Origin of the sequence: Pseudomonas putida (assembly GCF_002025705.1) — a bacterium.
Lineage (GTDB): Bacteria > Pseudomonadota > Gammaproteobacteria > Pseudomonadales > Pseudomonadaceae > Aquipseudomonas > Aquipseudomonas putida_J.
The window spans coordinates 3711319-3736010 of record NZ_CP018846.1 but is presented as its reverse complement, the minus strand read 5'-3'; the positions used below and the strand labels follow the sequence as shown (position 1 = coordinate 3736010).

Genomic DNA, 24692 nt, shown 5'->3' with positions numbered 1-24692 from the left:
GGCGTGGCCTCATGCGGGAGAGCCACGATCCTCGCCGGTTGCGCCTGTCAGCTGGCTGAGGCGCAGATTACAGCCTTGTCAGGCGCTTGGTCATCGTTGCCCAGGTCGCGCATCAGCAGGCCATACTCCAGGGCAACCTGCTCGGGGATCGGCAGGTACACCACATGGCCGTCACCGGGTGCGACCTCGATGGCGTGCTGCTGGCGGTCGAGCAGGCGGTGCAGGTCGAAGTGGTAGTTGCCGCGCGGGGTCATCAATTCCAGGTGGTCACCCAGGGCGAAGCGGTTCTTCACCTTCACCTCGGCCAGGCCGTCGACGCGCACCCCTGTCAGTTCACCGACGAACTGCTGGCGCTCGGACAGCGAGTTGCCGCGCAAGTAGTTCTGGTATTCATCGTGCACATGGCGGCGCAGGAAGCCTTCAGTGTAGCCGCGCCGGGCCAGCGATTCGAGGTTGTCCATCAGCGCCATGTCGAACGGCCTCCCGGCTGCGGCATCGTCGATAGCCTTGCGGTAGGACTGCACTGCCCGCGCGCAGTAGAAGTGGCTCTTGGTGCGGCCCTCGATCTTCAGCGAGTGCACGCCCATGGCCGCCAGGCGCTCGACGTGCTGGATGGCGCGCAGGTCCTTGGCGTTCATGATATAGGTGCCATGCTCGTCCTCGAAGGCCGGCATCTCGCTGCCCGGGCGATTGCTCTCCTGCAACAGGAACACCTGTTCGGTGGGCGCGCCAATACCCAGGGTCGGCTCGACCTCGCGGACGATGTCGCCGGCGGTATTTTCGGTGGCTGGCGTGGCCTCGTACTTCCAGCGGCAGGCGTTGGTGCAGGTGCCTTGGTTGGCGTCGCGCTTGTTCAGGTAGCCGGACAGCAGGCAACGGCCGGAGTAGGCCATGCACAGGGCGCCGTGGACGAACACTTCCAGCTCCATGCCCGGTACTTGCTGGCGAATCTCTTCGATTTCTTCCAGCGACAGCTCGCGCGACAGGATCACCCGGCTCAGGCCCAGTTGTTGCCAGAACTGCACGCTGGCCCAGTTCACCGTGTTGGCCTGCACCGACAGGTGCACCGGCATCTGCGGAAAATGCTGGCGCACCAGCATGATCAGGCCGGGGTCGGACATGATCAGCGCATCGGGCGCCATCTCTACCACTGGCGCCAGGTCCTTGAGGAAGGTCTTCAGCTTGGCGTTGTGCGGGGCGATGTTGACCACCACGTAGAAGCGTTTGCCCAGGGCATGCGCCTCGCTGATGCCCAGCGCCAGGTTGGCGTGGTCGAACTCGTTGTTGCGCACCCGCAGGCTGTAGCGCGGCTGGCCGGCGTAGACCGCGTCGGCACCGTAGGCGAAGGCATAGCGCAGGGTCTTGAGGCTGCCAGCAGGGGCGAGCAGTTCGGGCTTGGCGGGTCGATTCATGGGCGCACCGGGGCAAAGGCGCGGATGCTAACGGCTGATCGGGGGTGTGGTATTGATTTGAATCAAGGTCGGCGTGGCACTTTTGCGCAGGTGGCGTGCACTAATACCCATGACACCTGAGGAGCCGCCATGAACCAAGATGCCCTGCAGAACAAAGCCCTGGCAGTACTCCTGACACTGGTGACCATCGCCTTCGTGTGGATCCTGCTTCCCTACTACGGTGCCATCTTCTGGGCGGTGATTCTCGGCATCCTGTTCGCGCCGTTGCAGCGCCACTTGCTGATCCGCTTCGGCCGGCGCCGCAACCTGGCAGCGTTCACCACCTTGCTGGTGTGCCTGCTGGTGGCAGTGCTGCCGGTGATCATCACCAGCGCCTTGCTGGTGCAGGAAGGCGCCACCTTGTACCAGCGTATCGAGAGCGGGCAGCTGGACATCGCCGGCTATGTCGCACGTGGCAAGGACATGCTCCCGGGCTTTGCCCAGCATGGGCTGGACACCATGGGCATGGGCAACCTGGACGGGCTGCGCGACAAGATCACCAAATGGGCCACCCAGGGCAGCCAGGTGCTGGCCGGCCAGGTGTTCAACTTTGGGCAGGGCACCTTCGAGTTCCTGGTGAGCTTCGGCATCATGACGTACCTGCTGTTCTTTTTCCTTCGCGAAGGTGCCGACGTGGCCCGCCGGGTACGCCTTGCGGTACCGCTGCCGGAGCACCAGAAGCGCCGCTTGCAACTGAAGTTCAGCCGGGTGGTGCGGGCCACGGTCAAGGGCAATGTACTGATGGCCATTACCCAGGGTGCGCTGGGTGGTTTGATCTTTTGGGTGCTGGATATCCCCAGTGCGCTGGTGTGGGGCGTGCTGATGGCGTTCCTGTCGCTGTTGCCGGCGGTGGGGGCGGGGATCGTCTGGGCGCCGGTGGCGGCGTACTTCCTGCTCACCGGGGCGATTTTGCCAGGGGTGATCCTGACGGCGTTCGGGGTACTGGTGATCGGCCTGGTGGACAACCTGTTGCGGCCGATCCTGGTGGGCAAGGACACGCGCATGCCCGATTACCTGATTCTGGTGTCGACCTTGGGCGGGCTGGCGGTATTCGGGCTCAATGGCTTCGTGATAGGGCCATTGATCGCGGCGCTGTTCGTCTCCAGCTGGGCGATTTTCGCCGCGACCAAACCCCAGGTGCAGTTGCCGTCCTGAGGCGCTCCGTCAACGGAAGCTGTACGAAACCCCGGCGTAAACGCCGAAGCCTTCACCCGGTGTCGAGCGGGCAACATCCTGCCCGGCATCGTTGTACCCAGGGGTCACCGTAGCGGCATAGCGCTTGTCGGTCAGGTTGCGCAGGTCCAGCCAGGTTTGCCAGTCCTGTTTCGGCGAGTTCCAGCCCAGGCGCGCACCGAGCAGGGCATAGGCATCGGCGTGGTAACTGTTGGCGTAGTCGACCTGCACTTTCGACGCCATCTGCGTGTTGACCCCGGCGTAGAAACCGCTCGGCCAGTCGTAGCGCAGTTCGGCCTGGTAATAGTGCATGGGGATGCCGGGCAGGCGGTTGTCGCCGAACGTGTCGTCGTCGCGGTAATGGAAGTCGCTGAAGGTGTAAGCCTGGCGCAGGCTCAGCTTGCCCGTGCCGGGTTGCTCCCAGAGGTTGCTTTCCAGGCCGGCTTCGACGCCCTGGTGCACGGTGGGGCTGGCGTTGAACTCCTTGAACGGCAAGCCTTGCACGACTTCGACGTTCAGCAGTTCATGACGCACTTGCGAGTAGTACCAGGCCAGGTCCCAACGCCCCAGCGCCGAATCGCCGCGGGCGCCCAGTTCCAGGGTGGTGGCGGTCTGGTTCTGCATCTTCATGGGCTGGTTGGTGACCGGCGCACTCCAGACCAGGGACCACGGATGCGGTGGCTCCACCGAACGGTTGAGGTTGCCATAGACCTGCAGGTCCGGGCGAATGTCGTAGCGCAGGCCAACGCGTGGTGCATAGTCCCAGTCATGCTGGCTGACCTTGCCGCCATCGACGGGGTACGTGACATCGCTTTCACGACGGGTGTAGATCATCGCCAGCCCGGTGGTCAGCCACAGGTCAGGGATCAGCTCGAGGTCGTTGCCCACATGCAGCACGGTGTCCGAGCCCTGATAGGTGAAGTCACGCGTGCGTGCGCCGACTACATCGTTGACCCGCGAGAACTGCGAGGCGCCACTGTTGGGCAGGTGCTTGGTGGTGCGCCAGCCGATGGTGGTCTTGCTCTCGTGGCCGAACAAGGTGTCGCGGCGGAAGTAGTTCAGTGTGCCGCTGACATCGGCGTAGGCCACCTTCAGGCGCATGGCGCCCTCGCGCAGGTCCATCGGGTAGTCGTGATAGACCAGCCCGGCCTCCAGGCGCGAATCGTCGTCGAGGTAGAACGTGGTCTTGTTGCCCACCCAGGTGCTACCCGGTTGCGGGCGGCTGTCGTTGCGCGACAGGTAGCCCGGGTTGGCAGCGCGAGGGTCGTGCTTGATCTGATCCTTGGTCAAGCGCCCGGCCAGGTCGTTTTCAGTTTCCCGGTAACGCAGGTAGAAGCGCGTCTCCAGGTTCGGGTTGAAGCGGTAGCCGACGTTGGCGGCGATGCCTTTCGCGCTGCCGCTGCTGTGTGCCTGGTAGCCGTCGTACTCCGAGTCGGTGAGGGCCACGTAGTAGTCAAGGTTACCCAGCACTTGCCCCGAGCTGATATGGCGGTGCTGGTAACCGCGGCTGCCGACCTCATAGCGCACCTGCAGCGGTGCGGCGTCGTAGCCGGTGTGGGTCACATAATTGATGGCGCCGCCCAGGGCCAGCGAGCCTTGATCGAAGCCGTTGGCCCCGCGCAACACTTCGGCGCGGTTCAACCATAGCGGTTCGAATAATTCGTAAGGTGTACCGCCCGGGCCGGTCAGCGGCAGGCCGTCGAACATCGTGTATACCCCGGAACCATGGGCGCCAGGGGCACGGTTGATGCCCGAGCCTCGGATCGACAGCTTGATGCCGTCGTTGCCCGCCGACTGGGCGAACACGCCTGGCTGATAGGCCAACACGTCCTGATTGCTGGCGACCCGGCCTTGCCCGACGCGTTGCATGTCCACCAGGTTGGTGGCGCCTGGCACCGCACGCAGGCGTTCACGGGCGTCGTTCAGTTCGCTTTGCTCTTCATCGTTGATCAGCACCTGGCCCAATTCAACGGCAGGCGCTGCCGCAGCTTGCTGGCTGACGCTGAAAATGGCCAGCAGGCCGAGGTAAGACGAGAAGGGTAAAACGGGACGCATCGTACAACTCCAGGCGATAGGCAGACAGGCAACCGCGTTGTGACGAGCGAAGAGCCTGCCAGAGCACGAATAATTGAGATTTTCCTGCGTACGTCGAGTTGAACGGATGTGTAGGACGGTTCTTTACAAGTTGCATCGCTGGAGCTGGCAAGGCTGGCGTCCGTAAGGTGGGCCTACATAGCGGCAGCACTCTGCGCTGCCACATCTGGCGACTACTTGGGGAACTCAGTGATGGAAACCAATACGCGACGGACACCTGAAAGCCATACCGAAGCGCCGATTTACCTGACACCGCGAGAACAGCAAGTGCTGTTGTGGTGCGCCTATGGCAAGACCTCATGGGAAATCGGCCAGATTCTGCAGTGCAAGGAGTCGACAGTGAACTTCCATGTGGCCAACTTGCTGCGCAAGTTCGATGTTCCCACACGTGTCGCGGCCGTCATCAAAGCCATTCGCTACGGCATGCTGGCCGAGCAGTGAGGGGCGATATGCATGACGATCAACTGACCCCGCAATCACGGATCGAGCCTTTTTCCAAGGCTGCACGGTTTCCCGATTGTCACGATCCATTTTGGCCACGCATCGAACTGAGTGTGTTACGCGAACGCCTGCGACTTGACGAAGATGTCAGTGAGGCTCGCCTTGCATTGGCTGTACGCTGCGCCGCGATAGATGCCGCCAGGGAGTTCGCGAGCTGGCGCATTGCACTGCGTAGCCGTGGTTACCGGCGCCTTGAAGATGTCGCTGGGCATGCCAGCGGAAGGGCTCTGTCGGTCTGCTATCGGTATTTCATTGCGGCTGCGGTGAGGCTCAACCTTAAAGCCGGGCCAGCCGCTGGCGGAGGGACTGAGCATGGATGAGCCCTATCTGGTGGAGGCCGCCATCGCTGCATTCTACGAATTGCTGGACACCGAGGGCAGGGCCCTGTTCGGTGCACTATTGGGGGCATTGTTGGTGAGCGCCGCCCGGGATCGACTCATCATCGTTTCTCGCAGGCGCCTGTCGGCTCGCAAGCAGGTGTTGCTGGTGTTCTTGACCCTGGGGGTCGGCTACCTGTTCGAGCCACTGCTGCATGCGCTGGCGCCGATGTTGTCGCGTGGCATGGCCGCGTTTGCCGCTGCGGTTGTGGTTATACCGATTACCTTGAAGGTACTGGTCTGGCTGGACTCGGTGGACCTGCGCGAGCTCATCCAGCGCTGGCGCCGCCGAGGCTGACGTTATTGTGCCGCAGCGCAGCGCTTGGCCAGGTCTTGCAGTTGTCGCTCGAGCTGACGGATACGTTGCTTGTCCTCGATATGTAGCTGTACCGACTGGCGGTCTGTGTGGGAAAGCTCGCGCAGGCGGTCGAGCATGTCGCTCTCCCAGTCGTCCTGGCCTTGCACAGCAAGGCTGTCATCGTGTTTACCGAGAAGGAGCCAATCCAGCGAGCAGCCGTGCTGACTGGCCAGGTCTACGCAAAGTGAATATGGAATGCTGTCGCGAACTTTCCAGCTGCTCAGCGTCTGTGGGCTGACTTTCATGGCTCTTGCCAACTGAACGTCGGTGTCGGAGCCGGTAAGAAGCTTCAGGCGCGCCAGCACCGGTGTAAGCAATTGGCTATTCATAACAAATATCCATGACTGGTTTAACGACATTCCCTGGGCTTAAAATACTCGTTATGAATATTGGCCATTCGATTTGAGGAGATATCTTGGCATGAGAAGTAATTTGATGAAAAACCTTTCTATGACCGTAGCTGATACGCAGGACGCTGGCGGTCTTTTCTTACAGCTAGTTTTTTCAAGCAACGCTGGCAGGTATGTTGCGTGAGTACTTACAAGCTGGTCTGCCCGCACTGCAACAGCCGTATGCGAATTCGTACCAGTGAAGGTCGGCATATCTTTTTGCGCGTTGCCTACTTGCAATGTATCAATGAGGCTTGCGGCTGGTCGGTGAGGGCGGAGTTTGAAATGACCCACGAACTTTCACCCAGTGGTATGCCCAACCCGGAAGTACAGCTGCCATCTGCCGGCAAGGAATTGCGCAAGTCTGCTTTGGCACGTGATGAGGGGGCACCGAGTAGCCCGCGTTTGGGAAAGCCTTCGCAGGCGGCCACCAGGCACAGATAAAAAAACACCCCGCATGTGCGGGGTGTTTTTACTTCAGCTGCGATCAGCCGAGCAGTTGCAGGCCAGCGTGCTGAACCAGGTCCAGCAGCGGTTGCGGGTACACACCCAGGACGAAGGCGAGAATGGCGATGGCCAGCAGCATCACGCCGCCGGTGCGCTGTTCCCACTTCAGTGGGGCGTCGTGGCGACGTAGGTTCGGCTCGACCAGGTACAGGGTGACCATGACGCGCAGGTAGTAGTACACGCCGATGGCGCTACCGATCACCAGCGCACCGACCAGCCACCACAGCTGCGACTCGACGCCGGTGGCGATGATGTAGAACTTGCCGATGAAGCCAGCGGTCAGCGGAATGCCTGCCAGCGACAGCATCATCACGGTCAGTACCGCAGTCAGGTACGGACGGCGCCAGAACAGACCGCGGTACTCGTACAGTGCATCGGCGTCACGGCCGCCGTAAGGCGAGGACATCAGGGTGATGACACCGAAGGCGCCGAGGCTGGTGATCACGTAGGTGACCAGGTACACGCCCATGGCTTCCATGGCCAGGCCCTTGCTGGCAACCAGGGCGATGACCAGGTAGCCGAAGTGGGCGATGGACGAGTAACCGAGCAGGCGCTTGAGGTTGCTCTGGGTCAGCGCCAGCAGGTTACCGATCAGGATCGAGGCGACTGCAATCACGGCCAGCACGGTGCTCAGCACGCCGCTGCTGGCAGCAGGGGAGAGCATGAACAGGCGCACGACCACGGCGAACACGGCAACCTTGCTGGCGGTGGCCAGGAACGCGGCAACCGGCGCCGGGGCGCCTTCGTACACGTCCGGGGTCCACAGATGGAACGGTACCAGCGACAGCTTGAAGGCCAGGCCGACCAGCATCATGCCCAGGCCCAGCTGGGCCAGCAGGCTTGGCATGCTGGTAGTGGCCAGGGCCTTGCCCAGCTGGTCGAAGGTCAGGCTGCCAGCGTCGGCGTACAGCAGGGCCATGCCGAACAGCAGGAAGGCGGAGCCTGCGGCCGACAGCACCATGTACTTGATGCCGGCTTCCAGCGAGCGCTTGTTGAAGAAGGCATACGCCACCAGGCCGTAGACCGGTACCGACAGCAGCTCCAGGCCGATGAACAGGCCAGCCAGGTGGTTGGCGCTGACCAGCACCAGGCCACCGAGGGCAGACATCAGCAGCAGCAGGTACAGCTCTTCACGGTTGCCCGGGAAACCCTTGGACCCTTCACCGAGGTAGGCGTGGGCGAGGGTGACGCAGGCCAGCGTGGCAACCAGGATGATCGCCATGTACAGGCAGGCGAACTTGTCGATGGTAACCAGCGAGGTGACCGCCAGTGGCGCGACTTTCAGCGCCGGCAGGATCGACAGCAGGGCCAGGTTCAGGCCCACGGTGGACAGCAGGAAGGTCTGCGAGTGGTTGCGCTTCCAGGCGATCGCCAGCATCACCACCACCGTGGTGATGGTGGTGATCAGCATCGGCGCCAATGCGATGAAGTGTTGAGTGGTGAATTCCATAGCGCTCTTACCGGGCCGAAGCGAGTTGAGTGAAAGCGGAACCGAGCCACTGCTGCACACCACTCATGGTGGCGGCAGAGGTGTCGAGGAACGGCTGTGGATACACGCCCAGCAGGATCAGCAGCCCGGCAAGGCCGAGGACCATGATCAGCTCGCGACCGTCCATGCCGGCCAGCACGGTGTCGGACTTGGCCGGGCCGAAGTAGGCGCGGTGGATCATGATCAGCGAGTAAACCGAACCGAACACCAGACCGGTGGTGGCGATCACGGTGATCCACGGTACATGCACGAAGCTGCCGATCAGGATCAGGAACTCGCCGACGAAGTTGCCGGTGCCTGGCAGGCCCAGCGATGCCGCCGCGAAGAACAGGCTGATGGCCGGCAGGTAGGCGATGCGGTGCCACAGGCCACCCATCTGACGCATGTCACGGGTGTGCAGACGCTCGTACAGCTGGCCGGACAGGATGAACAGCGCGGCAGCCGACAGGCCGTGGGCCAGCATCTGGATCACCGCGCCTTGCAGGGCCTGCTGGCTGCCGGAGTAGATACCGATCAGCACGAAGCCCATGTGCGAGACGCTGGAGAAGGCGATCAGGCGCTTGATGTCGGTTTGCGCGAAGGCCAGGAATGCACCGTAGAAGATACCGATCAGGCCCAGGGTCATGGCGATCGGCGCGAACTCGGCCGAGGCGTTCGGGAACAGCGGCAGGGCGAAACGCAGCAGGCCGTAGGCCGCGGTCTTCAGCAAGATACCGGCCAGGTCCACGGAACCTGCGGTAGGTGCCTGGGCGTGAGCGTCAGGCAGCCAGGAGTGGAACGGTACCACCGGCAGCTTCACCGCGAAGGCGATGAAGAAGCCCAGCATCAGCAGGTACTCGGTACCGGCCGGCAGGTCGGCCTTGAGCAGGTCGCTGTAGTTGAAGGTGATCACGCCGGTGTTGGTGTAGTTGACCAGCACCAGGCCCAGGATCGCCACCAGCATGATCAGGCCGCTGGCCTGGGTGAAGATGAAGAACTTGGTCGCCGCGTAGATCCGGGTCTTCTTGCCGTCTGCCGAGCTGTGACCCCAGAGCGCGATGAGGAAGTACATCGGCACCAGCATCATTTCCCAGAAGAAGAAGAACAGGAACAGGTCCAGGGCCAGGAACACACCGACCACGCCGCCGAGGATCCACATCAGGTTGAGGTGGAAGAAGCCGACGTGGCGCTGGATTTCTTTCCAGGAGCACAGTACCGACAGCACACCGAGCAGGCCGGTGAGCAGGATCATCAGCAGCGACAGGCCATCGAGGGCCAGGTGGATGCTGATGCCGAAGCGCTGGATCCACTGGACTTTGTATTCCAGGGCCCAGGCTGGCTCGGCGCCCGGAGCAGGGGCGAGGGTGTAGTCGCCGTGAGCCCACAGCCACAGGCCGATGCCGAGCAGCAGGGACATGGTCAGCAGTGCAATCCAGCGCGGCAGGGTGGCGCCGAAGCGCTCACCCAGCCAGCACAGGAAGCCGCCGATGAAGGGGATCAGGATCAGCCAAGGCAAAATCATGACGGGTTCGTTTCCTTTCGCAGAGTCGCAAGGTTCGCAAAGTTCATGGTCATACCGCCGCCACTACCACAGCGCCGAGTACCAGCACTGCGCCAACGGCGATAGAAGCGGTGTACCAGCGCAGCTGACCGGTCTCGGTCTTGCTCATGGCGACGTGGCCGCCGCGAGCCATGCGAGGGATGAGGCCGATGCTGCGGTCAACCGGATCCTTGCGCAGGATGTGGCTGATCAGCAGGTAAGGCTTGACGAACAGCTTGTCGTAGATCCAGTCGAAGCCCCAGGCGGCGAACCACCAGGCCGACAGGACGCGACCGATGCCACTGTTGGCGATCGCGCTGACCAGGCGGCGCTTGCCGAGGAACAGCATGGCCGACAGCAGGATACCGGCGATGGCGATGGCACCCGAGGTGATTTCCAGCGCGTGCTTGGCTTCGCCACCGGCATGGCCGGCGCTCTCTGGCAGTACGCCTGCCAGCGGTGGGGTGATCCAGGCGCCGACGAAGGTCGACAGCACGATCAGCACACCCAGCGGCAGCCAGTGGCTGATGCCGTGGCCAGCGTGGGCTTCGGTCTTGGCTTCGCCGTGGAAGGCGATGAAGATCAGGCGGAAGGTGTACAGCGAAGTCATGAACGCGCCGACCAGGCCGGCGTACAGCAGGCCGGTGTTACCGCTGGCGAAGGCTTCCCAGAGAATTTCGTCCTTGGAGTAGAAGCCCACGGTCACGATCGGCAGTGCCGCCAGGGCAGCGCCACCAACCACGAAGCTGGCGTAGGCCAGCGGCAGTTTCTTCCACAGGCCGCCCATCTTGAAGATGTTCTGCTCGTGGTGGCAGGCAACGATCACCGCACCGGAGGCAAGGAACAGCAGGGCCTTGAAGAAGGCGTGGGTCATCAGGTGGAAGATCGCCGCGTCCCAGGCACCCACGCCCAGGGCCAGGAACATGTAGCCGATCTGGCTCATGGTCGAGTAGGCGAGGATACGCTTGATGTCGGTCTGCACCAGCGCGGCGAAGCCGGCCAGTACCAGGGTCACGCCACCGACGACGCCCACCAGGTGCAGGATGTCCGGCGCCAGCAGGAACAGGCCGTTGGTACGGGCGATCAGGTATACGCCCGCCGTCACCATGGTTGCCGCGTGGATCAGTGCCGAAACTGGCGTCGGGCCCGCCATCGCGTCGGCCAGCCAGGTCTGCAGTGGCAGCTGGGCCGATTTACCGACCGCACCACCCAGCAGCATCAGGGTTGCCAGCACCATCCAGGTGTCGCCAGCCTGGAACTTCTGCGGTGCCAGCACCAGCAGTTCCTGCACGTTCAGGGTACCCAGCTGGGCGAACAGGATGAACAGGCCGATGGCCATGAACACGTCGCCGATACGGGTGACGATGAACGCCTTGAGTGCTGCGTTACCGTTGTTGCGGTTGCTGTAGTAGAAACCGATCAACAGGTACGAGCACAGGCCCACGCCTTCCCAGCCGAAGTAGATGAACAGCAGGTTATCGCCGAGGATCAGGAACAGCATGCTGGCGATGAACAGGTTGGTGTACGAGAAGAAGCGCGAGTAACCGGCTTCGCCGCGCATGTACCAGGACGCGAACAGGTGAATCAGGAAGCCGACACCGGTCACCACGCCAAGCATGGTCACCGACAGGCCGTCCAGGTAAAGGGTGAAGTTCGGCGCGAAGCCGTCCACCGACATCCACTGCCACAGCAGCTGGCTGTACGCGCCGCCCTCAGGCGGGGCGACGTTGAATTGCCAGATGACGTAGGCAGCGGTGGCGGCCGAGAGGCCCACCGAGCCGACGCCGATCAGGGCGGACAGGTTCTCCGAGAACCGCCCGCGCGAGAACGACAGCAGCAGGAAGCCGACGAGGGGGAAGACGAAAGTCAGGAAGAGAAGGTTCATCCGCGCATCTCACTGGCAGCATCGATGTCGAGAGTGTGGAAGCGGCGATACAGCTGCAGCAGGATCGCCAGGCCAATGCTGGCCTCGGCGGCTGCCAGGCTGATCACCAGAATGAACATCACCTGGCCGTCGGGCTGGACCCAACGGGCACCGGCGACGATGAACGCCAGGGCAGAGGCGTTCATCATGACTTCCAGGCTCATGAGCACGAAGAGGATGTTGCGGCGGACCATCAGGCCAACCAGACCTAAGCAGAACAGGATGCCGGCGACTGCCAGACCATGCTCGAGAGGGATAGCACCCATGATTTACTCCTTCGCCTCGTTGCGACCCAGGTGGAAGGCGGTGACGGCTGCAGCCAGCAGCAGCATCGATGCCAGTTCGACCACCAGCAGGTACGGGCCGAACAGGCTGATACCCACTTCTTTCGGGCTGACGGTGGTACCGCTGATGGCCGCGCCGCTAGGGGAGACGAACAGCACGTACAGCAGCTCCAGCAGCAGCAGGGCGGCAAGGATTACCGGCCCGGCCCAGATGCCGGGCTTGAGCCAGCCCCTCTCCTGGGCGACCGAAGCCGGCCCGAGGTTGAGCATCATCACCACGAACACGAACAGCACCATGATGGCGCCGGCGTAGGCGATCACTTCCAGGGCGCCGGCGAACGGCGCACCCAGGGCGAAGAAGATCATCGCTACGGAAATCAGCGAGATGATCAGGTAAAGCAAGGCGTGCACGGGGTTGGTGCCAGTCACCACCCGAAGGGTGGAGACCACGGCGATCCCGGATGCGAAGTAGAAAGCGAATTCCATCTTTCTGTCCTTATGGGAGCAAGCTCTTCACGTTGATCGGCTCGGCTTCGTTCTGTGCAGAGCCCTTCGGCTTGCCAGCGATCGCCATACCCGCAACACGGTAGAAGTTGTAGTCAGGGTTCTTGCCGGGGCCGGAGATCAGCAGATCTTCTTTCTCGTACACCAGGTCCTGACGCTTGAACTCGGCCATTTCGAAATCCGGAGTCAGCTGGATCGCGGTGGTCGGGCACGCCTCTTCACACAGGCCACAGAAGATGCAGCGCGAGAAGTTGATGCGGAAGAATTCCGGGTACCAGCGGCCGTCCTCGGTCTCGGCCTTCTGCAGCGAGATGCAGCCGACCGGGCAGGCCACCGCGCAGAGGTTGCACGCTACGCAGCGCTCCTCGCCATCGGGGTCGCGGGTGAGGACGATGCGGCCGCGGTAGCGCGGCGGCAGGTACACGGGTTCTTCGGGGTACTGCAGGGTGTCGCGCTTGCGGAACCCGTGGGAGAACACCATTGCCAGGCTGCGCAGCTGGGTGCCGGTGCCCTTAACGATGTCGCCGATATACTTGAACATGGGTCAAATCCTCACTGGGCCGCGACGGCTGGCGTGTTGTAAAGCACGATCGCAGCGGTCACCAGCAAATTGATCAGGGTCAGCGGCAGGCAGAACTTCCAGCTGAAGTCCATCACCTGGTCATAGCGTGGGCGCGGGATCGACGCGCGCAGCAGGATGAACAGCATGATGAAGAACGCGGTCTTCAGGGCGAACCACAGGAACGACAGTTGCGGCAGGATGCCGAACGGGCCGTGCCAGCCGCCGAAGAACAGGGTCACCAGCAGCGCCGAGATGAGGATGATGCCGATGTACTCACCGACGAAGAACATGCCCCATTTCATGCCGGCATACTCGATGTGGTAGCCGTCGGCCAGTTCCTGCTCCGCTTCTGGCTGGTCGAACGGGTGACGGTGAGTCACGGCGACGCCAGCGATGAAGAAGGTGCAGAAGCCGAAGAACTGCGGAATGATGAACCACAGGTTCTGTGCCTGGTACTCAACGATGTCGCGCATGTTGAACGAACCCACCTGCACCACCACGCCCATCAGCGCCAGGCCCAGGAACACTTCGTACGACACGGTCTGTGCCGAGGCACGCAAGCTGCCCAGCAGGGCGTACTTGTTGTTCGACGACCAGCCGGCGAACAGCACCGCGTAGACCGACAGGCCGGCCATGGCGAAGAAGAACAGCAGGCCGATGTTCAGGTCGGCGACGCCCCACAGCGGGGTGATCGGGATCACGCAGAAGGCGATCAGCAGGGCACTCATGGCCACGACCGGCGCCAGGGTGAAGATCATGCGATCGACGAAGGGCGGGTTCCAGTCTTCCTTGAAGAACATCTTCAGCATGTCGGCAGCGATCTGGAACATGCCGAACGGGCCGACGCGGTTCGGACCGTAACGGTCCTGCCACCAGCCCAGCAGGCGCCGCTCGACGAAGCTGAGCAGCGCGCCGCAGACCACCACCGCAAGCAGGACCACAACGGCCCGGACCACGGTGAGGATCACATCGATCACTTCGGGGGTGAACCAGCTCATTGTGCTGCCTCCTGCAGACCTTCGACGGATGCACCGAAGATGGCAGGCGGAATGCCGGCCAGGCCTTTGGGCAACGCAACCAGGCCAGCGCCCAGTTCTTCATTGATGCGCAGCGGCAGGCGCAGGGCCACACCGGCCACGTTCAGGCTCAGCAGGGCGCCGTCGTTGACACCCAGGCGGTCGGCTTCGGACTTGGCCAGGCCGACGTAGGCGGCCGGGATGCGCTCCTGCACCGGGGCGGCGCGCGAGGAGCTTTCTTCGCTGCCGAACAGGTGGAAGAACGGTACCGCAGTCCAGGTGCCACGGGCCGGGTTGAACGCGCCCGGGATGGCGTTGAACCAGTTCAGGCGATCACCTTGCGATTCGATCAGGCGAACGCCCGGGTCACCGGCACGCAGGTGGCCACCGACCTCGTCCTGGAACTTGTTCCAGGCTTGCGGCGAGTTCCAGCCCGGCGACCAGGCGAACGGCACCTGCTGGCGCGGCTCGGCCGAACCCGAGTAGCCTTCCATGGAGAAGGCGAACGCGGTGTCCTTGTCCTGCGGGGTACGCGGCTCGTGCACGCTGATGTTGGCGCGCATGGCGGTACGGCCCGAGTAGCGCAGCGGTTCGCGGGCCAGCTTCATGCCCTTGATGCGGAACGCGGCGCTTGGGGCAGCGTTGATGATACCGGCCAGTTGCGGCGCGGCTTCGGCGCAGGCGCTGGTGACGTGGTCCAGCTGGGTCCAGTCGACCGGCTTGTTCAGCAGGGTGGCACGCAGGGCGTGCATCCAGCGCCAGCCTTCGTGAACCAGGATGCTGCTGTCCAGGTATTGCGGGTCGAACACCTGGAAGAAGCGCTGGGCGCGACCTTCCTGGCTGACCAGGGTACCGTCGCCTTCGGCGAAAGAGGCCGCCGGGAGTACCAGGTGGGCGCGATCGACAGTGGCGGTCTTGGAGTGGTCGGCGACGATCACCACCTTGGCCGCGGCCAGGGCTGCGTCGACCTTGGCGCCCGGTACGCGGGCGTACAGGTCGTTTTCCAGCACGACGATGGCGTCGGCCTTGCCGCTGATGACGGCGTCCAGCGCAGCATCGACCGACTCGCCACCCAGCATGGCCATGCCCAGGCTGTTGGCCTCAGGCACCACCAGGCTCAGCGAACCGTTCTTCTCGCGCAGCTTCAGGGCCTTGGCGATGTTGGCGGCGGCTTCGATCAGCGCCGGGTCGGCCAGCGAAGTACCGGCGATCACCAGCGGGCGCTTGGCCGCGACCAGGGCGTCGGCGATGCGCTGGGCGAGGGCCTTGGCTTCGTCGTCCAGACCGGCAACAGCCGGTGCGCTCGGGTCGATGGCGTGGGCCACGGCGAAACCGATGCGGGCCAGGTCGGCCGGGGCGGCGTGCACGCATTCTTCGGCGACGTCGTCCAGCTTGGTTTCAGCCAGCGAGGCGATGAACAGCGGGTACAGCGCGTGCTGGCCGATGTTCTTCACGGCGGCGTCCAGCCAAGGCTGCACTTTCATCGCTTCGGCCATGGCCTCGGCCTTGCCTTTGGTGGCCTGGCGCACGGACAGCGCCACACGGGCAGCGGTCTGGGTCAGGTCTTCACCAAGCACGAACACGGCGTCGTGGTCTTCGATGTCGCGCAGGGTCGGCACCGGCAGCGGGCTGTTGTTCAGCACGTTCAGGGCCAGGCGCACGCGGGCCAGTTCGCCTTCTTCCATACCGGAGTAGAAGTAGTCGGCGCCGACCAGTTCACGCAGGCCGTAGTTGCTTTCGAGGCTGGCGCGTGGCGAGCCGATGCCAACGATGGTACGGCCGCGCAGCAGGTCGGCGGCCTTGTCCAGGGCAGCGTCCAGGCCCAGCTTGGTGCCGTCGGCCAGGTGTGGCTGGCGCGGGCGGTCCTTGCGGTTGACGTAGCCGTAGCCGAAGCGGCCGCGGTCGCACAGGAAGTACTGGTTGACCGAACCGTTGAAGCGGTTTTCGACCCGGCGCAGTTCGCCGTAGCGCTCACCCGGGCTGATGTTGCAGCCGCTGGAGCAGCCGTGGCAGATGCTCGGGGCGAACTGCATGTCCCACTTGCGGTTGTAGCGCTCGGAGTGGGTCTTGTCGGTGAATACGCCGGTTGGGCAGACCTCGGTCAGGTTGCCGGAGAATTCGCTTTCCAGCACGCCGTCTTCGACGCGGCCGAAGTACACGTTGTCGTGGGCGCCGTACACGCCCAGGTCGGTACCACCGGCATAGTCCTTGTAGTAACGCACGCAGCGGTAGCAGGCGATGCAGCGGTTCATCTCATGGGCGATGAACGGGCCGAGGTCCTGGTTCTGGTGGGTACGCTTGGTGAAACGGTAGCGGCGCTCGTTGTGGCCGGTCATTACCGTCATGTCCTGCAGGTGGCAGTGACCGCCTTCCTCGCACACCGGGCAGTCGTGCGGGTGGTTGGTCATCAGCCATTCGACGACGCTGGCGCGGAACGCCTTGGACTCGTCATCGTCGATGGAGATCCAGGTGCCGTCGGAGGCAGGGGTCATGCAGGACATGACGATACGACCACGGGTGTCGTTCTCGTCGGTGTACTGCTTGACCGCACACTGCCGGCAGGCGCCGACGCTACCGAGCGCCGGGTGCCAGCAGAAATAAGGGATGTCGAGGCCGAGCGACAGACACGCCTGTAACAGGTTGTCTGCACCGTTGACTTCGAGCGCTTTGCCGTCTACGTGGATAGTGGCCATTGTTCAAAGTTCTTCGTTGGCCCGCGTGAGCGGGCGTGGCTAATGGAAATCTGTATACCTGCGGCCCGCCTCGAATCGTTCGGGCCGGCCTGCAGGTTGGCGGGTGGCACGGACCACCCGCGTTTCATCTTGTTATGCGCCGACCACGATCGGCTTCGCCAGGTTCGGGCGCAGGGTGCCAGCGCTTTCAGGCGCTACACCGGCCTCGAACTCCGAGCGGAAGTATTTGATGGCACTGCCCAATGGCTCGACGGCACCTGGTGCGTGAGCACAGAAGGTACGGCCTGGGCCGAGGAAGTTGACCAGCCCCAGCAGCGTCTCGATGTCTTCGGCGCGGCCCTGGCCTTTCTCCAGTGCGCGCAGCATCTTCACGCTCCACGGCAAGCCGTCACGGCATGGGGTGCACCAGCCGCACGATTCACGGGCGAAGAACTCTTCCATGTTGCGCAGCAGCGAGACCATGTTGACGCTGTCGTCGACCGCCATGGCAAGGCCGGTACCCATACGGGTGCCGACCTTGGCGATGCCACCGGCGTACATCTGTGCGTCGAGGTGCTCGGGCAGCAGGAAGCCGGTACCGGCGCCGCCTGGCTGCCAGCACTTGAGCTTGAAGCCATCGCGCATACCGCCGGCGTAGTCTTCGAACAGCTCGCGGGCGGTGACGCCGAACGGCAGTTCCCACAGGCCCGGGTTCTTCACCTTGCCGGAGAAGCCCATCAGCTTGGTGCCGTGGTCTTCGCTGCCTTCACGGGCCAGCGACTTGTACCAGTCGTTGCCGTTGGCAACGATGGCTGGCACGTTGCACAGGGTTTCGACGTTGTTCACGCAAGTCGGCTTGCCCCACACGCCAACGGCGGCAGGGAAGGGCGGCTTGGAGCGCGGGTTGGCGCGGCGGCCTTCCAGCGAGTTGATCAGTGCGGTTTCTTCACCGCAGATGTAGCGCCCGGCACCGGTGTGCACGAACAGCTCGAAGTCGAAACCGCTGCCCAGGATGTTCTTGCCCAAGAGGCCGGCGGCCTTGGCTTCATCGATGGCACGGTTGAGGTTCTTCGCCGCGGTGGTGTACTCGCCACGCAGGAAGATGTAGCCACGGTAGGCCTTCAGGGCGCGGGCGCTGATCAGCATGCCCTCGACCAGCAGATGGGGCTGTTGCTCCATCAGCATGCGGTCCTTCCAGGTGTTCGGCTCCATTTCGTCCGCGTTGCACAGCAGGTAGCGGATGTTCATGGATTCGTCTTTGGGCATCAGGCCCCACTTCACGCCAGTGGGGAAGCCTGCACCGCCACGGCCCTTGAGGCCGGAGTCCTTGACGCTTTGCACGATGTCGTCGGCAGACATCTGCGCCAGTGCCTTGCGGGCAGCGGCGTAGCCGTTCTTCGACTCGTACTCGGCCAGCCAGACCGGCTCGCCGTCATCACGCAGGCGCCAGGTCAGCGGGTGGGTTTCGGCCGAACGCGCGATGCGGTTGGCCGGGCCGAAGGAAGTAATGGTCATACGTAACCCTCCAGCAGTTTGGTAACGCCAGCCGGCTGCACGTCACCGAAGGTGTCGTCGTCGATCATCAGCGCTGGGGCTTTGTCGCAGTTGCCCAGGCAGCACACCGGCAGCAGGGTGAAGCGCCCGTCCGCGGTGGTCTGGCCGAGGCCGATGCCCAGCTCGCTCTGGATCTGGCTGACCACGGATTCGTGACCGCCGATGTAGCAGACCATGCTGTCGCACACACGGATGATGTGGCGGCCAACGGGCTGACGGAAGATCTGGCTGTAGAAAGTGGCCACACCCTCGACGTCGCTGGCAGGGATGCCCAGCACTTCGCCGATGGCATGGATGGCGCCGTCCGGCACCCAGCCACGTTCTTTCTGGACGATCTTCAGGGCTTCGATGGACGCCGCGCGCGGGTCCTCGTAGTGATGCATTTCGTGCTCGATGGCCGAGCGCTCGGTTTCGCTCAGGGCGAAACGGTCTGTCTGGATAAGCGTGCTGTTCATGCTTAGCGGTCCACGTCAGCCATAACGAAGTCGATACTGCCCAGGTACGCAATGAGGTCGGCGACCATGCTGCCTTTGATCACCGAAGGGATCTGCTGCAGGTGCGGGTAGCTCGGGGTACGGATCCGGGTGCGGTAGCTCATGGTGCCGCCATCGCTCGTCAGGTAATAACTGTTGATGCCCTTGGTGGCCTCGATCATCTGGAACGACTCGTTGGCCGGCATGACCGGGCCCCACGAGACTTGCAGGAAGTGCGTGATCAGGGTCTCGATGTGCTGCAAGGTGCGCTCTTTCGGCGGCGGCGTGGTCAGCGGGTGGTCCGCCTTGTACGGGCCTTCCGGCATGTTGCGCAGGCACTGGTCGATGATGCGGATACTCTGGCGCATCTCTTCGACACGGACCATGCAGCGATCGTAGGCATCGCCGTTGTGGGCCAGCGGTACTTCGAACTCGAAGTTCTCGTAGCCGGAGTAAGGGCGGGCTTTACGCAGGTCGAAGTCGCAACCGGTGGCACGCAGGCCGGCGCCGGTGGTACCCCACTCCAGGGCTTCCTTGGTGTTGTACGCGGCAACGCCGATGGTACGGCCCTTGAGGATGCTGTTCTGCAGGGCAGCCTTGGTGTACTCGTCGAGGCGCTTGGGCAGCCATTCGACGAAGTCCTTGACCAGCTTGTCCCAGCCGCGCGGCAGGTCGTGGGCGACGCCACCGATGCGGTACCAGGCCGGGTGCAGGCGGAAACCGGTGATCGCTTCGATCACGGTGTAGGCGCGCTGGCGGTCGGTGAAGGTGAAGAACACCGGGGTCATGGCGCCAACGTCCTGGATGTAGGTACCCAGGAACAGCAGGTGGCTGGTGATGCGGAAGAACTCGGCCAGCATGATGCGAATCACGTCGACCTTCTGCGGCACCTGGATGCCGGCCAGCTTCTCGACCGCGAGCACGTACGGCAGGTTGTTCATCACCCCGCCGAGGTAGTCGATACGGTCGGTGTAGGGGATGAAGCTGTGCCAGGACTGGCGCTCGGCCATTTTTTCGGCACCACGGTGGTGGTAGCCGATGTCCGGTACGCAGTCGACGATCTCTTCACCATCCAGCTGCAGGACGATACGGAAGGCACCGTGGGCCGAAGGGTGGTTCGGGCCGAGGTTGAGGAACATGTAGTCCTCGTTGGCGCCCTGACGCTTCATGCCCCAGGCTTCCGGGTTGAAACGCGCCGATTCCTCTTCAAGCTGCTGCTTGGCCAGGGTCAGGCTGTAGGGGTCGAACTCGGTGGCACGGGCCGGGTAGTCCTTGCGCAGCGGGTGACCTTCCCAGGTCGGCGGCATCATGATGCGGCTGAGGTGTGGGTGGCCGGCGAAGTCGATGCCGAACATGTCCCAGACTTCGCGCTCGTACCAGTTGGCGTTTGGCCAGATGCCGGTGACGGTTGGCAGGTTCAGGTCGCCTTCGCTGAGCGACACCTTGATCATCACGTCGCTGTTACGTTCTACCGACAGCAGGTGGTAGAACACGCTGAAGTCAGCAGCTGGCAGGCCGCGGCGCTGGGTGCGCAGGCGTTCGTCGACGCCGTGCAGGTCGTACAGCATGCTGTAAGGCTTGGCGACGCCGCGCAGGAAGCTGAGCACTTCCTTGAGCTGTGCGCGCTTGACCCACAGCACGGGCATGCCGGTGCGGGTTTCCTGGGCGACGAATGCGTCGGCGCCAAAACGGTTGTGCAGTTCGACGACCACATCCTGGTCGTCAGCCTTGTAGGGCGGAATGAAAATAGCGTTGTCCGCTGTCATGGTCTCGGTCGCTTTGGGTCAGCGTTAAGAATGAAGCCAGGCCGCCGGCTCCTCAGGGAGCGGGCGGCAGGTCGCTGGATCAGACTTCGTCGGGGCTGCGCAGGTTGGTTACCGCAATGCGCTGTTCGCGACGCAGGTCTTTCTGGGCTGGCATCTCGGCACGGTAGATGCCTTGATCACCAACCACCCAGGAAAGCGGGCGTCGTTCTTGGCCGATCGACTCCTGCAGCAGCATCAAGCCTTGCAGGAAAGCCTCAGGGCGTGGCGGGCAGCCAGGCACGTAGACGTCCACGGGGAGGAACTTGTCGACCCCCTGAACGACCGAGTAGATGTCGTACATGCCACCGGAGTTGGCGCACGAACCCATGGAGATGACCCACTTGGGCTCGAGCATCTGCTCGTACAGGCGCTGGATGATCGGCGCCATTTTGACGAAGCAGGTACCGGCGATGACCATGAAGTCGGCCTGACGCGGCGAGGCCCGGATGACTTCGGCGCCGAAGCGGGCGATGTCGTGGGGTGCCGTGAAGGCCGTGGTCATTTCCACGTAGCAGCAGGACAGGCCGAAGTTGTACGGCCAGAGGGAGTTCTTGCGACCCCAGTTGACCGCGCCACGCATCACATCTTCAAGCTTGCCCATGAAGATGTTCTTGTGGACCTGGTCCTCGAGCAGCTGGTCGGTGACGGTTTCCCGATCACCTACCGGGTACTGCTCGTTGGGCGCATCCGGATCGATTCTGGTGAGATTGTATTGCATTGCCAAAGCCTCATTGTTTCAGCTTCGCTTGCCGCTTGCGGCGACCTTCGGGAGCCCAGTCAAGGGCCCCGACGCGCCATAGGTAGACAAGACCAGCCAACAGAATTGCTATGAAAACGAGTGCTTCGACGAATCCGGTCCAGCCGCTTTCGCGGACGGACACAGACCATGCATACAGGAAGAGGGCTTCGATATCGAAGATCACGAACAGCATCGCGACCAGATAGAATTTGGCGGACAGGCGCAGGCGGGCGCTGCCGACGGGCAGCATGCCGGATTCGAAGGGTTCGTTCTTGGCACGGCCCCAAGCCTTGCTACCGAGCAGGCTGGAGAGACCGAGCATGAAGGCACACAGGCCGACGACACCCAGAAGGAAGATGGCAAAGCCCCAGTTGTGGGCGATGAGTCCTGCCGAATCGGACATGCTAGAGATCCTTATACAGAGACCCAGCTCTGCAGTCTGAAATAAGTAGAGCGGCGACGTGGTGTCGCAGGTGCAGTGACCAAATGTCGCAGCTGAATCAATCGCGCTGATTTTATGGGTAAACCCGGTGCAAGTAAAATTTCCGTTGCAAATTTATTCGTAGGATTTAGAACAAAACTCGCTCCTAACTGGCTGAAAGCCTTGAAATTCGGGCATTGCATGCGGTTTTGTTAATTATGTTTCTTGCGACTGGTAACGAATTACAAACTTCGTAATGATAATTAATATCATTTGAACTGATGCCTTCTAATTCGGTTGTTCTGCCCCTTGTAAAGTTCATATGCAGATTTGCCCTACTTGCAAATGCGAAATACTCCTGTTCTAGCAGCTTCCGACGCCGCGCGCACCGCTCTGGGTCAATACTTTATCGGTTGAGCCATGGCGAACTGATGAAGCGATCGCCCATTGGCCAAGCCAGTAGGCGAGGATGATCAGGTAAGGCGCGGCAGCGAACGGGCTGACGAAGCGGTCGATGCCGATCAGGCTGTCAGAGAACACGAACAGGCAGGCGCCGAGCGCGGCGATACCACCGCAGGCCAGGGCCCGCCAGAGCATGGCGCTGATGGCAAGTGCGTAGACCGATACCGGAAGCAGCAGCGGGCCAAGGCCGTGGCTGGCAAGCACGCTGAACAGGCTGATGCCGATGATGGCGCTCGATAGCAGTGCCAGCGGGGCGGGGCGCAAGGTCAGGCCGCAATAGGCGCGCAGGTAGGCGAGGTGGGCGCAAAGGAACGCGGCCAGGCCGAACACGAACAGGTCGGCGGGGATGGCCAGAAGAATATCGCCGAGCACCGAGAAGGCCAGGCCGACGCTGATCCAGCGGCGATAGGGTGTGGCGGGTGCGCTGCGTAGCCAGGCGATCAGGGCCAGTACCGGGACGGGTTTGGCCAGCAGGCCGAGCACGGCGTTGTCGCTGGCCAGTGCGTATAGATAGAGAGAAGCGGCGGCCAGGGCGATGACGATCAGGTGGCTTGGACGGGGCATGGGCGGTCCTTGCTGCTGTGCTGCCTCAAGCATAGACCTGATCCTGGTTTTTGCTGCTCCCAGGTTGGCTGCAGTCCTTGTAGGAGCGGCCTTGCGTAGCGAAAGGGCTGCGCAGCAGCCCCAGGTTCTTGAGCAAAAGCGTCGAGTGCCGGGGCTGCTGCGCAGCCCTTTCGCGACGCAAGGCCGCTCCTACAGGCCTTGCGTAGCCCCAAAAGGAAGGCCCGGGGCTTTTGCAAGCCCCGGGCCTTCCTACATCAGCACCCCACTATCAGTGGAACTGCTCTTCCTCGGTCGAGCCGGTCAGTGCGGTCACCGACGAAGCGCCACCCTGGATCACGGTGGTCATGTCGTCGAAGTAGCCGGTGCCGACTTCCTGCTGGTGCGCCACGAAGGTGTAGCCTTTGCTGGCGTCGGCGAATTCCTGCTCCTGCAGCTTCACGTAGGCGGTCATGTCGTTGCGGGCGTAGTCGTGCGCCAGGTTGAACATGCCGTGCCACATATTGTGAATGCCGGCCAGGGTGATGAACTGGTGCTTGTAGCCCATGGCCGACAGTTCGCGCTGGAACTTGGCGATGGTCGCGTCGTCCAGGTTCTTCTTCCAGTTGAAGGAAGGCGAGCAGTTGTACGACAGGATCTGGTCCGGGTACTCCTTCTTGATCGCTTCGGCGAAGCGGCGGGCTTCGTCCAGGTCCGGCTTGGCGGTCTCGCACCAGATCAGGTCGGCGTACGGAGCGTAGGCCAGGCCACGGGCGATGGCCTGGTCGAGGCCGGCACGCACCTTGTAGAAGCCTTCACGGGTACGCTCGCCGATCACGAACGGCTGGTCGTATGGGTCGCAGTCGCTGGTCAGAAGGTCAGCGGCGTTGGCGTCGGTACGGGCCAGGATGATGGTTGGCACACCCGATACGTCGGCAGCCAGGCGCGCGGCCACCAGCTTCTGCACGGCTTCCTGGGTAGGTACCAGTACCTTGCCACCCATGTGGCCGCATTTTTTCACCGAGGCCAGCTGGTCTTCGAAGTGCACACCAGCGGCGCCTGCTTCGATCATGTTCTTCATCAGCTCGTAGGCGTTCAGCACGCCACCGAAACCGGCTTCGGCATCAGCCACGATTGGCGCGAAGTAGTCGATGTAGCCTTCGTCGCCCGGATTCTTGCCGGCTTTCCACTGGATCTGGTCGGCGCGGCGGAACGAGTTGTTGATGCGCTTGACCACAGTTGGTACCGAGTCGACCGGGTACAGCGACTGGTCTGGGTACATGGACTCGGCCGAGTTGTTGTCGGCGGCCACTTGCCAGCCGGACAGGTAGATGGCCTGGATACCGGCCTTGACCTGCTGCACTGCCTGGCCGCCAGTCAGGGCGCCCATGCAGTTGACGAAATCTTTTTCTGGGCGGAAGGACGGGTGGGCACCTTGGGTGACCAGCTTCCACAGTTTTTCTGCGCCCAGGCGAGCCAGGGTGTGCTCCGGCTGCAGGGAGCCACGCAGGCGAACGACATCGGCGGCGGTGTAGGTACGGGTCACGCCTTTCCAGCGCGGGTTCTCGGCCCAGTCTTTCTCGAGGGCTGCAATTTGCTGTTCGCGTGTCAGTGCCATGGAAATAAACCTCGTCGCATCGATCTTGGGTTAATTGTGCTGATGCTCGGGGCAGATCAGGGACCTGGCGGCTGTCCTGTCCGGGGGAGTGCGGCGGCGAACGCGAAGGCTCGAAGGGGAAGGAGGTGCAGGCCAGGCGCAAGTGTGCTCCGGCAGGTCGGCTCGTGGTTGCCTTGCTGCGGTGCTATGCGATTGCCAGAACTGCGGTGATGCGCTTCCGTCCCTCGGGACAACTTCTTCGTTGCAGTCGCAATCCCGTC

Annotated in this window: 23 protein-coding genes; 5 read left to right on the top strand and 18 right to left on the bottom strand. The window is 62.8% G+C overall.

Annotated elements, in window-relative coordinates:
• Positions 1 to 47: 47 nt before the first annotated feature.
• On the bottom strand, positions 48 to 1412 hold the full coding sequence (gene yegQ / locus BUQ73_RS16910) for a tRNA 5-hydroxyuridine modification protein YegQ (RefSeq protein WP_079228923.1): 1365 nt from the start codon (positions 1410 to 1412) through the stop codon (positions 48 to 50).
• A gap of 129 nt (positions 1413 to 1541) precedes the next feature.
• Between yegQ and BUQ73_RS16905 the strand changes: the two genes are divergently transcribed.
• The gene (locus BUQ73_RS16905) at positions 1542 to 2606 is read left to right on the top strand and encodes an AI-2E family transporter (protein ID WP_079228922.1); all 1065 of its coding nucleotides are present in this window, start codon (positions 1542 to 1544) and stop codon (positions 2604 to 2606) included.
• Positions 2607 to 2615: 9 nt separating this feature from the next.
• Here BUQ73_RS16905 and BUQ73_RS16900 read toward each other — a convergent pair whose 3' ends face one another.
• Entirely contained in the window at positions 2616 to 4679 is a 2064-nt protein-coding gene (locus tag BUQ73_RS16900; protein WP_079228921.1) for a TonB-dependent receptor family protein, read from the bottom strand.
• Between the two features lie 231 nt (positions 4680 to 4910).
• Here BUQ73_RS16900 and BUQ73_RS16895 point away from each other — a divergent pair, with 231 nt between their 5' ends.
• The 3 genes from BUQ73_RS16895 to BUQ73_RS16885 are packed head-to-tail and all read left to right on the top strand — an operon-like array spanning position 4911 to position 5894.
• Complete coding sequence (locus BUQ73_RS16895; RefSeq protein WP_079228920.1) at positions 4911 to 5159, top strand: response regulator transcription factor; 249 nt, start codon at positions 4911 to 4913, stop codon at positions 5157 to 5159.
• Positions 5160 to 5167: 8 nt separating this feature from the next.
• Entirely contained in the window at positions 5168 to 5539 is a 372-nt protein-coding gene (locus tag BUQ73_RS16890) for a head completion/stabilization protein (protein WP_079228919.1), read from the top strand.
• A complete protein-coding gene (locus tag BUQ73_RS16885) occupies positions 5532 to 5894 on the top strand; it encodes a hypothetical protein (RefSeq protein WP_079228918.1) in 363 nt (120 codons plus the stop codon). The genes BUQ73_RS16890 and BUQ73_RS16885 overlap by 8 nt, the downstream gene beginning before the upstream one ends.
• A gap of 2 nt (positions 5895 to 5896) precedes the next feature.
• Here the strand turns inward: BUQ73_RS16885 and BUQ73_RS16880 are convergent, their stop codons facing one another.
• Entirely contained in the window at positions 5897 to 6283 is a 387-nt protein-coding gene (locus BUQ73_RS16880; RefSeq protein ID WP_079228917.1) for a helix-turn-helix domain-containing protein, read from the bottom strand.
• Positions 6284 to 6484: 201 nt separating this feature from the next.
• Here BUQ73_RS16880 and BUQ73_RS16875 point away from each other — a divergent pair, with 201 nt between their 5' ends.
• On the top strand, positions 6485 to 6787 hold the full coding sequence (locus tag BUQ73_RS16875; RefSeq protein WP_079228916.1) for an ogr/Delta-like zinc finger family protein: 303 nt from the start codon (positions 6485 to 6487) through the stop codon (positions 6785 to 6787).
• A gap of 43 nt (positions 6788 to 6830) precedes the next feature.
• Here BUQ73_RS16875 and nuoN read toward each other — a convergent pair whose 3' ends face one another.
• From nuoN to aceA, 15 genes are all read right to left on the bottom strand, one after another.
• Complete coding sequence (gene nuoN / locus BUQ73_RS16870) at positions 6831 to 8300, bottom strand: NADH-quinone oxidoreductase subunit NuoN (RefSeq protein WP_079228915.1); 1470 nt, start codon at positions 8298 to 8300, stop codon at positions 6831 to 6833.
• Between the two features lie 7 nt (positions 8301 to 8307).
• On the bottom strand, positions 8308 to 9840 hold the full coding sequence (gene nuoM / locus BUQ73_RS16865; RefSeq protein WP_027920605.1) for an NADH-quinone oxidoreductase subunit M: 1533 nt from the start codon (positions 9838 to 9840) through the stop codon (positions 8308 to 8310).
• A gap of 49 nt (positions 9841 to 9889) precedes the next feature.
• Complete coding sequence (nuoL, locus tag BUQ73_RS16860; RefSeq protein WP_027920604.1) at positions 9890 to 11743, bottom strand: NADH-quinone oxidoreductase subunit L; 1854 nt, start codon at positions 11741 to 11743, stop codon at positions 9890 to 9892.
• Positions 11740 to 12048 carry an NADH-quinone oxidoreductase subunit NuoK gene (gene nuoK / locus BUQ73_RS16855; RefSeq protein WP_008096201.1) on the bottom strand — a complete coding sequence of 103 codons (309 nt, stop codon included), beginning with the start codon at positions 12046 to 12048 and terminating at the stop codon, positions 11740 to 11742. Before nuoK ends, nuoL begins: the two co-directional genes overlap by 4 nt.
• A 3-nt stretch (positions 12049 to 12051) precedes the next feature.
• A complete protein-coding gene (nuoJ, locus tag BUQ73_RS16850; RefSeq protein WP_027920603.1) occupies positions 12052 to 12552 on the bottom strand; it encodes an NADH-quinone oxidoreductase subunit J in 501 nt (166 codons plus the stop codon).
• Positions 12553 to 12562: 10 nt separating this feature from the next.
• A complete protein-coding gene (gene nuoI / locus BUQ73_RS16845; protein ID WP_003251442.1) occupies positions 12563 to 13111 on the bottom strand; it encodes an NADH-quinone oxidoreductase subunit NuoI in 549 nt (182 codons plus the stop codon).
• A gap of 11 nt (positions 13112 to 13122) precedes the next feature.
• On the bottom strand, positions 13123 to 14130 hold the full coding sequence (nuoH, locus tag BUQ73_RS16840; RefSeq protein WP_027920602.1) for an NADH-quinone oxidoreductase subunit NuoH: 1008 nt from the start codon (positions 14128 to 14130) through the stop codon (positions 13123 to 13125).
• Positions 14127 to 16841 carry an NADH-quinone oxidoreductase subunit NuoG gene (gene nuoG, locus BUQ73_RS16835; protein WP_079228914.1) on the bottom strand — a complete coding sequence of 905 codons (2715 nt, stop codon included), beginning with the start codon at positions 16839 to 16841 and terminating at the stop codon, positions 14127 to 14129. The genes nuoH and nuoG overlap by 4 nt, the downstream gene beginning before the upstream one ends.
• 132 nt (positions 16842 to 16973) lie before the next feature.
• Entirely contained in the window at positions 16974 to 18335 is a 1362-nt protein-coding gene (gene nuoF, locus BUQ73_RS16830) for an NADH-quinone oxidoreductase subunit NuoF (protein WP_079228913.1), read from the bottom strand.
• Positions 18332 to 18829: an NADH-quinone oxidoreductase subunit NuoE gene (nuoE, locus tag BUQ73_RS16825; protein WP_012273294.1), complete on the bottom strand. Its 498-nt coding sequence runs from the start codon at positions 18827 to 18829 to the stop codon at positions 18332 to 18334. Before nuoE ends, nuoF begins: the two co-directional genes overlap by 4 nt.
• Positions 18830 to 18831: 2 nt before the next feature.
• On the bottom strand, positions 18832 to 20613 hold the full coding sequence (gene nuoC / locus BUQ73_RS16820) for an NADH-quinone oxidoreductase subunit C/D (protein WP_027920599.1): 1782 nt from the start codon (positions 20611 to 20613) through the stop codon (positions 18832 to 18834).
• Between the two features lie 79 nt (positions 20614 to 20692).
• Positions 20693 to 21370 carry a NuoB/complex I 20 kDa subunit family protein gene (locus tag BUQ73_RS16815; protein WP_027920598.1) on the bottom strand — a complete coding sequence of 226 codons (678 nt, stop codon included), beginning with the start codon at positions 21368 to 21370 and terminating at the stop codon, positions 20693 to 20695.
• A 10-nt stretch (positions 21371 to 21380) separates the two neighbouring features.
• Complete coding sequence (locus BUQ73_RS16810) at positions 21381 to 21794, bottom strand: NADH-quinone oxidoreductase subunit A (protein WP_011534614.1); 414 nt, start codon at positions 21792 to 21794, stop codon at positions 21381 to 21383.
• Between the two features lie 381 nt (positions 21795 to 22175).
• Complete coding sequence (locus BUQ73_RS16805; protein ID WP_192858662.1) at positions 22176 to 22838, bottom strand: lysoplasmalogenase; 663 nt, start codon at positions 22836 to 22838, stop codon at positions 22176 to 22178.
• 268 nt (positions 22839 to 23106) lie between these two features.
• Positions 23107 to 24432, bottom strand: coding sequence for an isocitrate lyase (gene aceA, locus BUQ73_RS16800; RefSeq protein WP_023534769.1), 1326 nt, complete (start codon positions 24430 to 24432; stop codon positions 23107 to 23109).
• Positions 24433 to 24692: the final 260 nt, after the last annotated feature.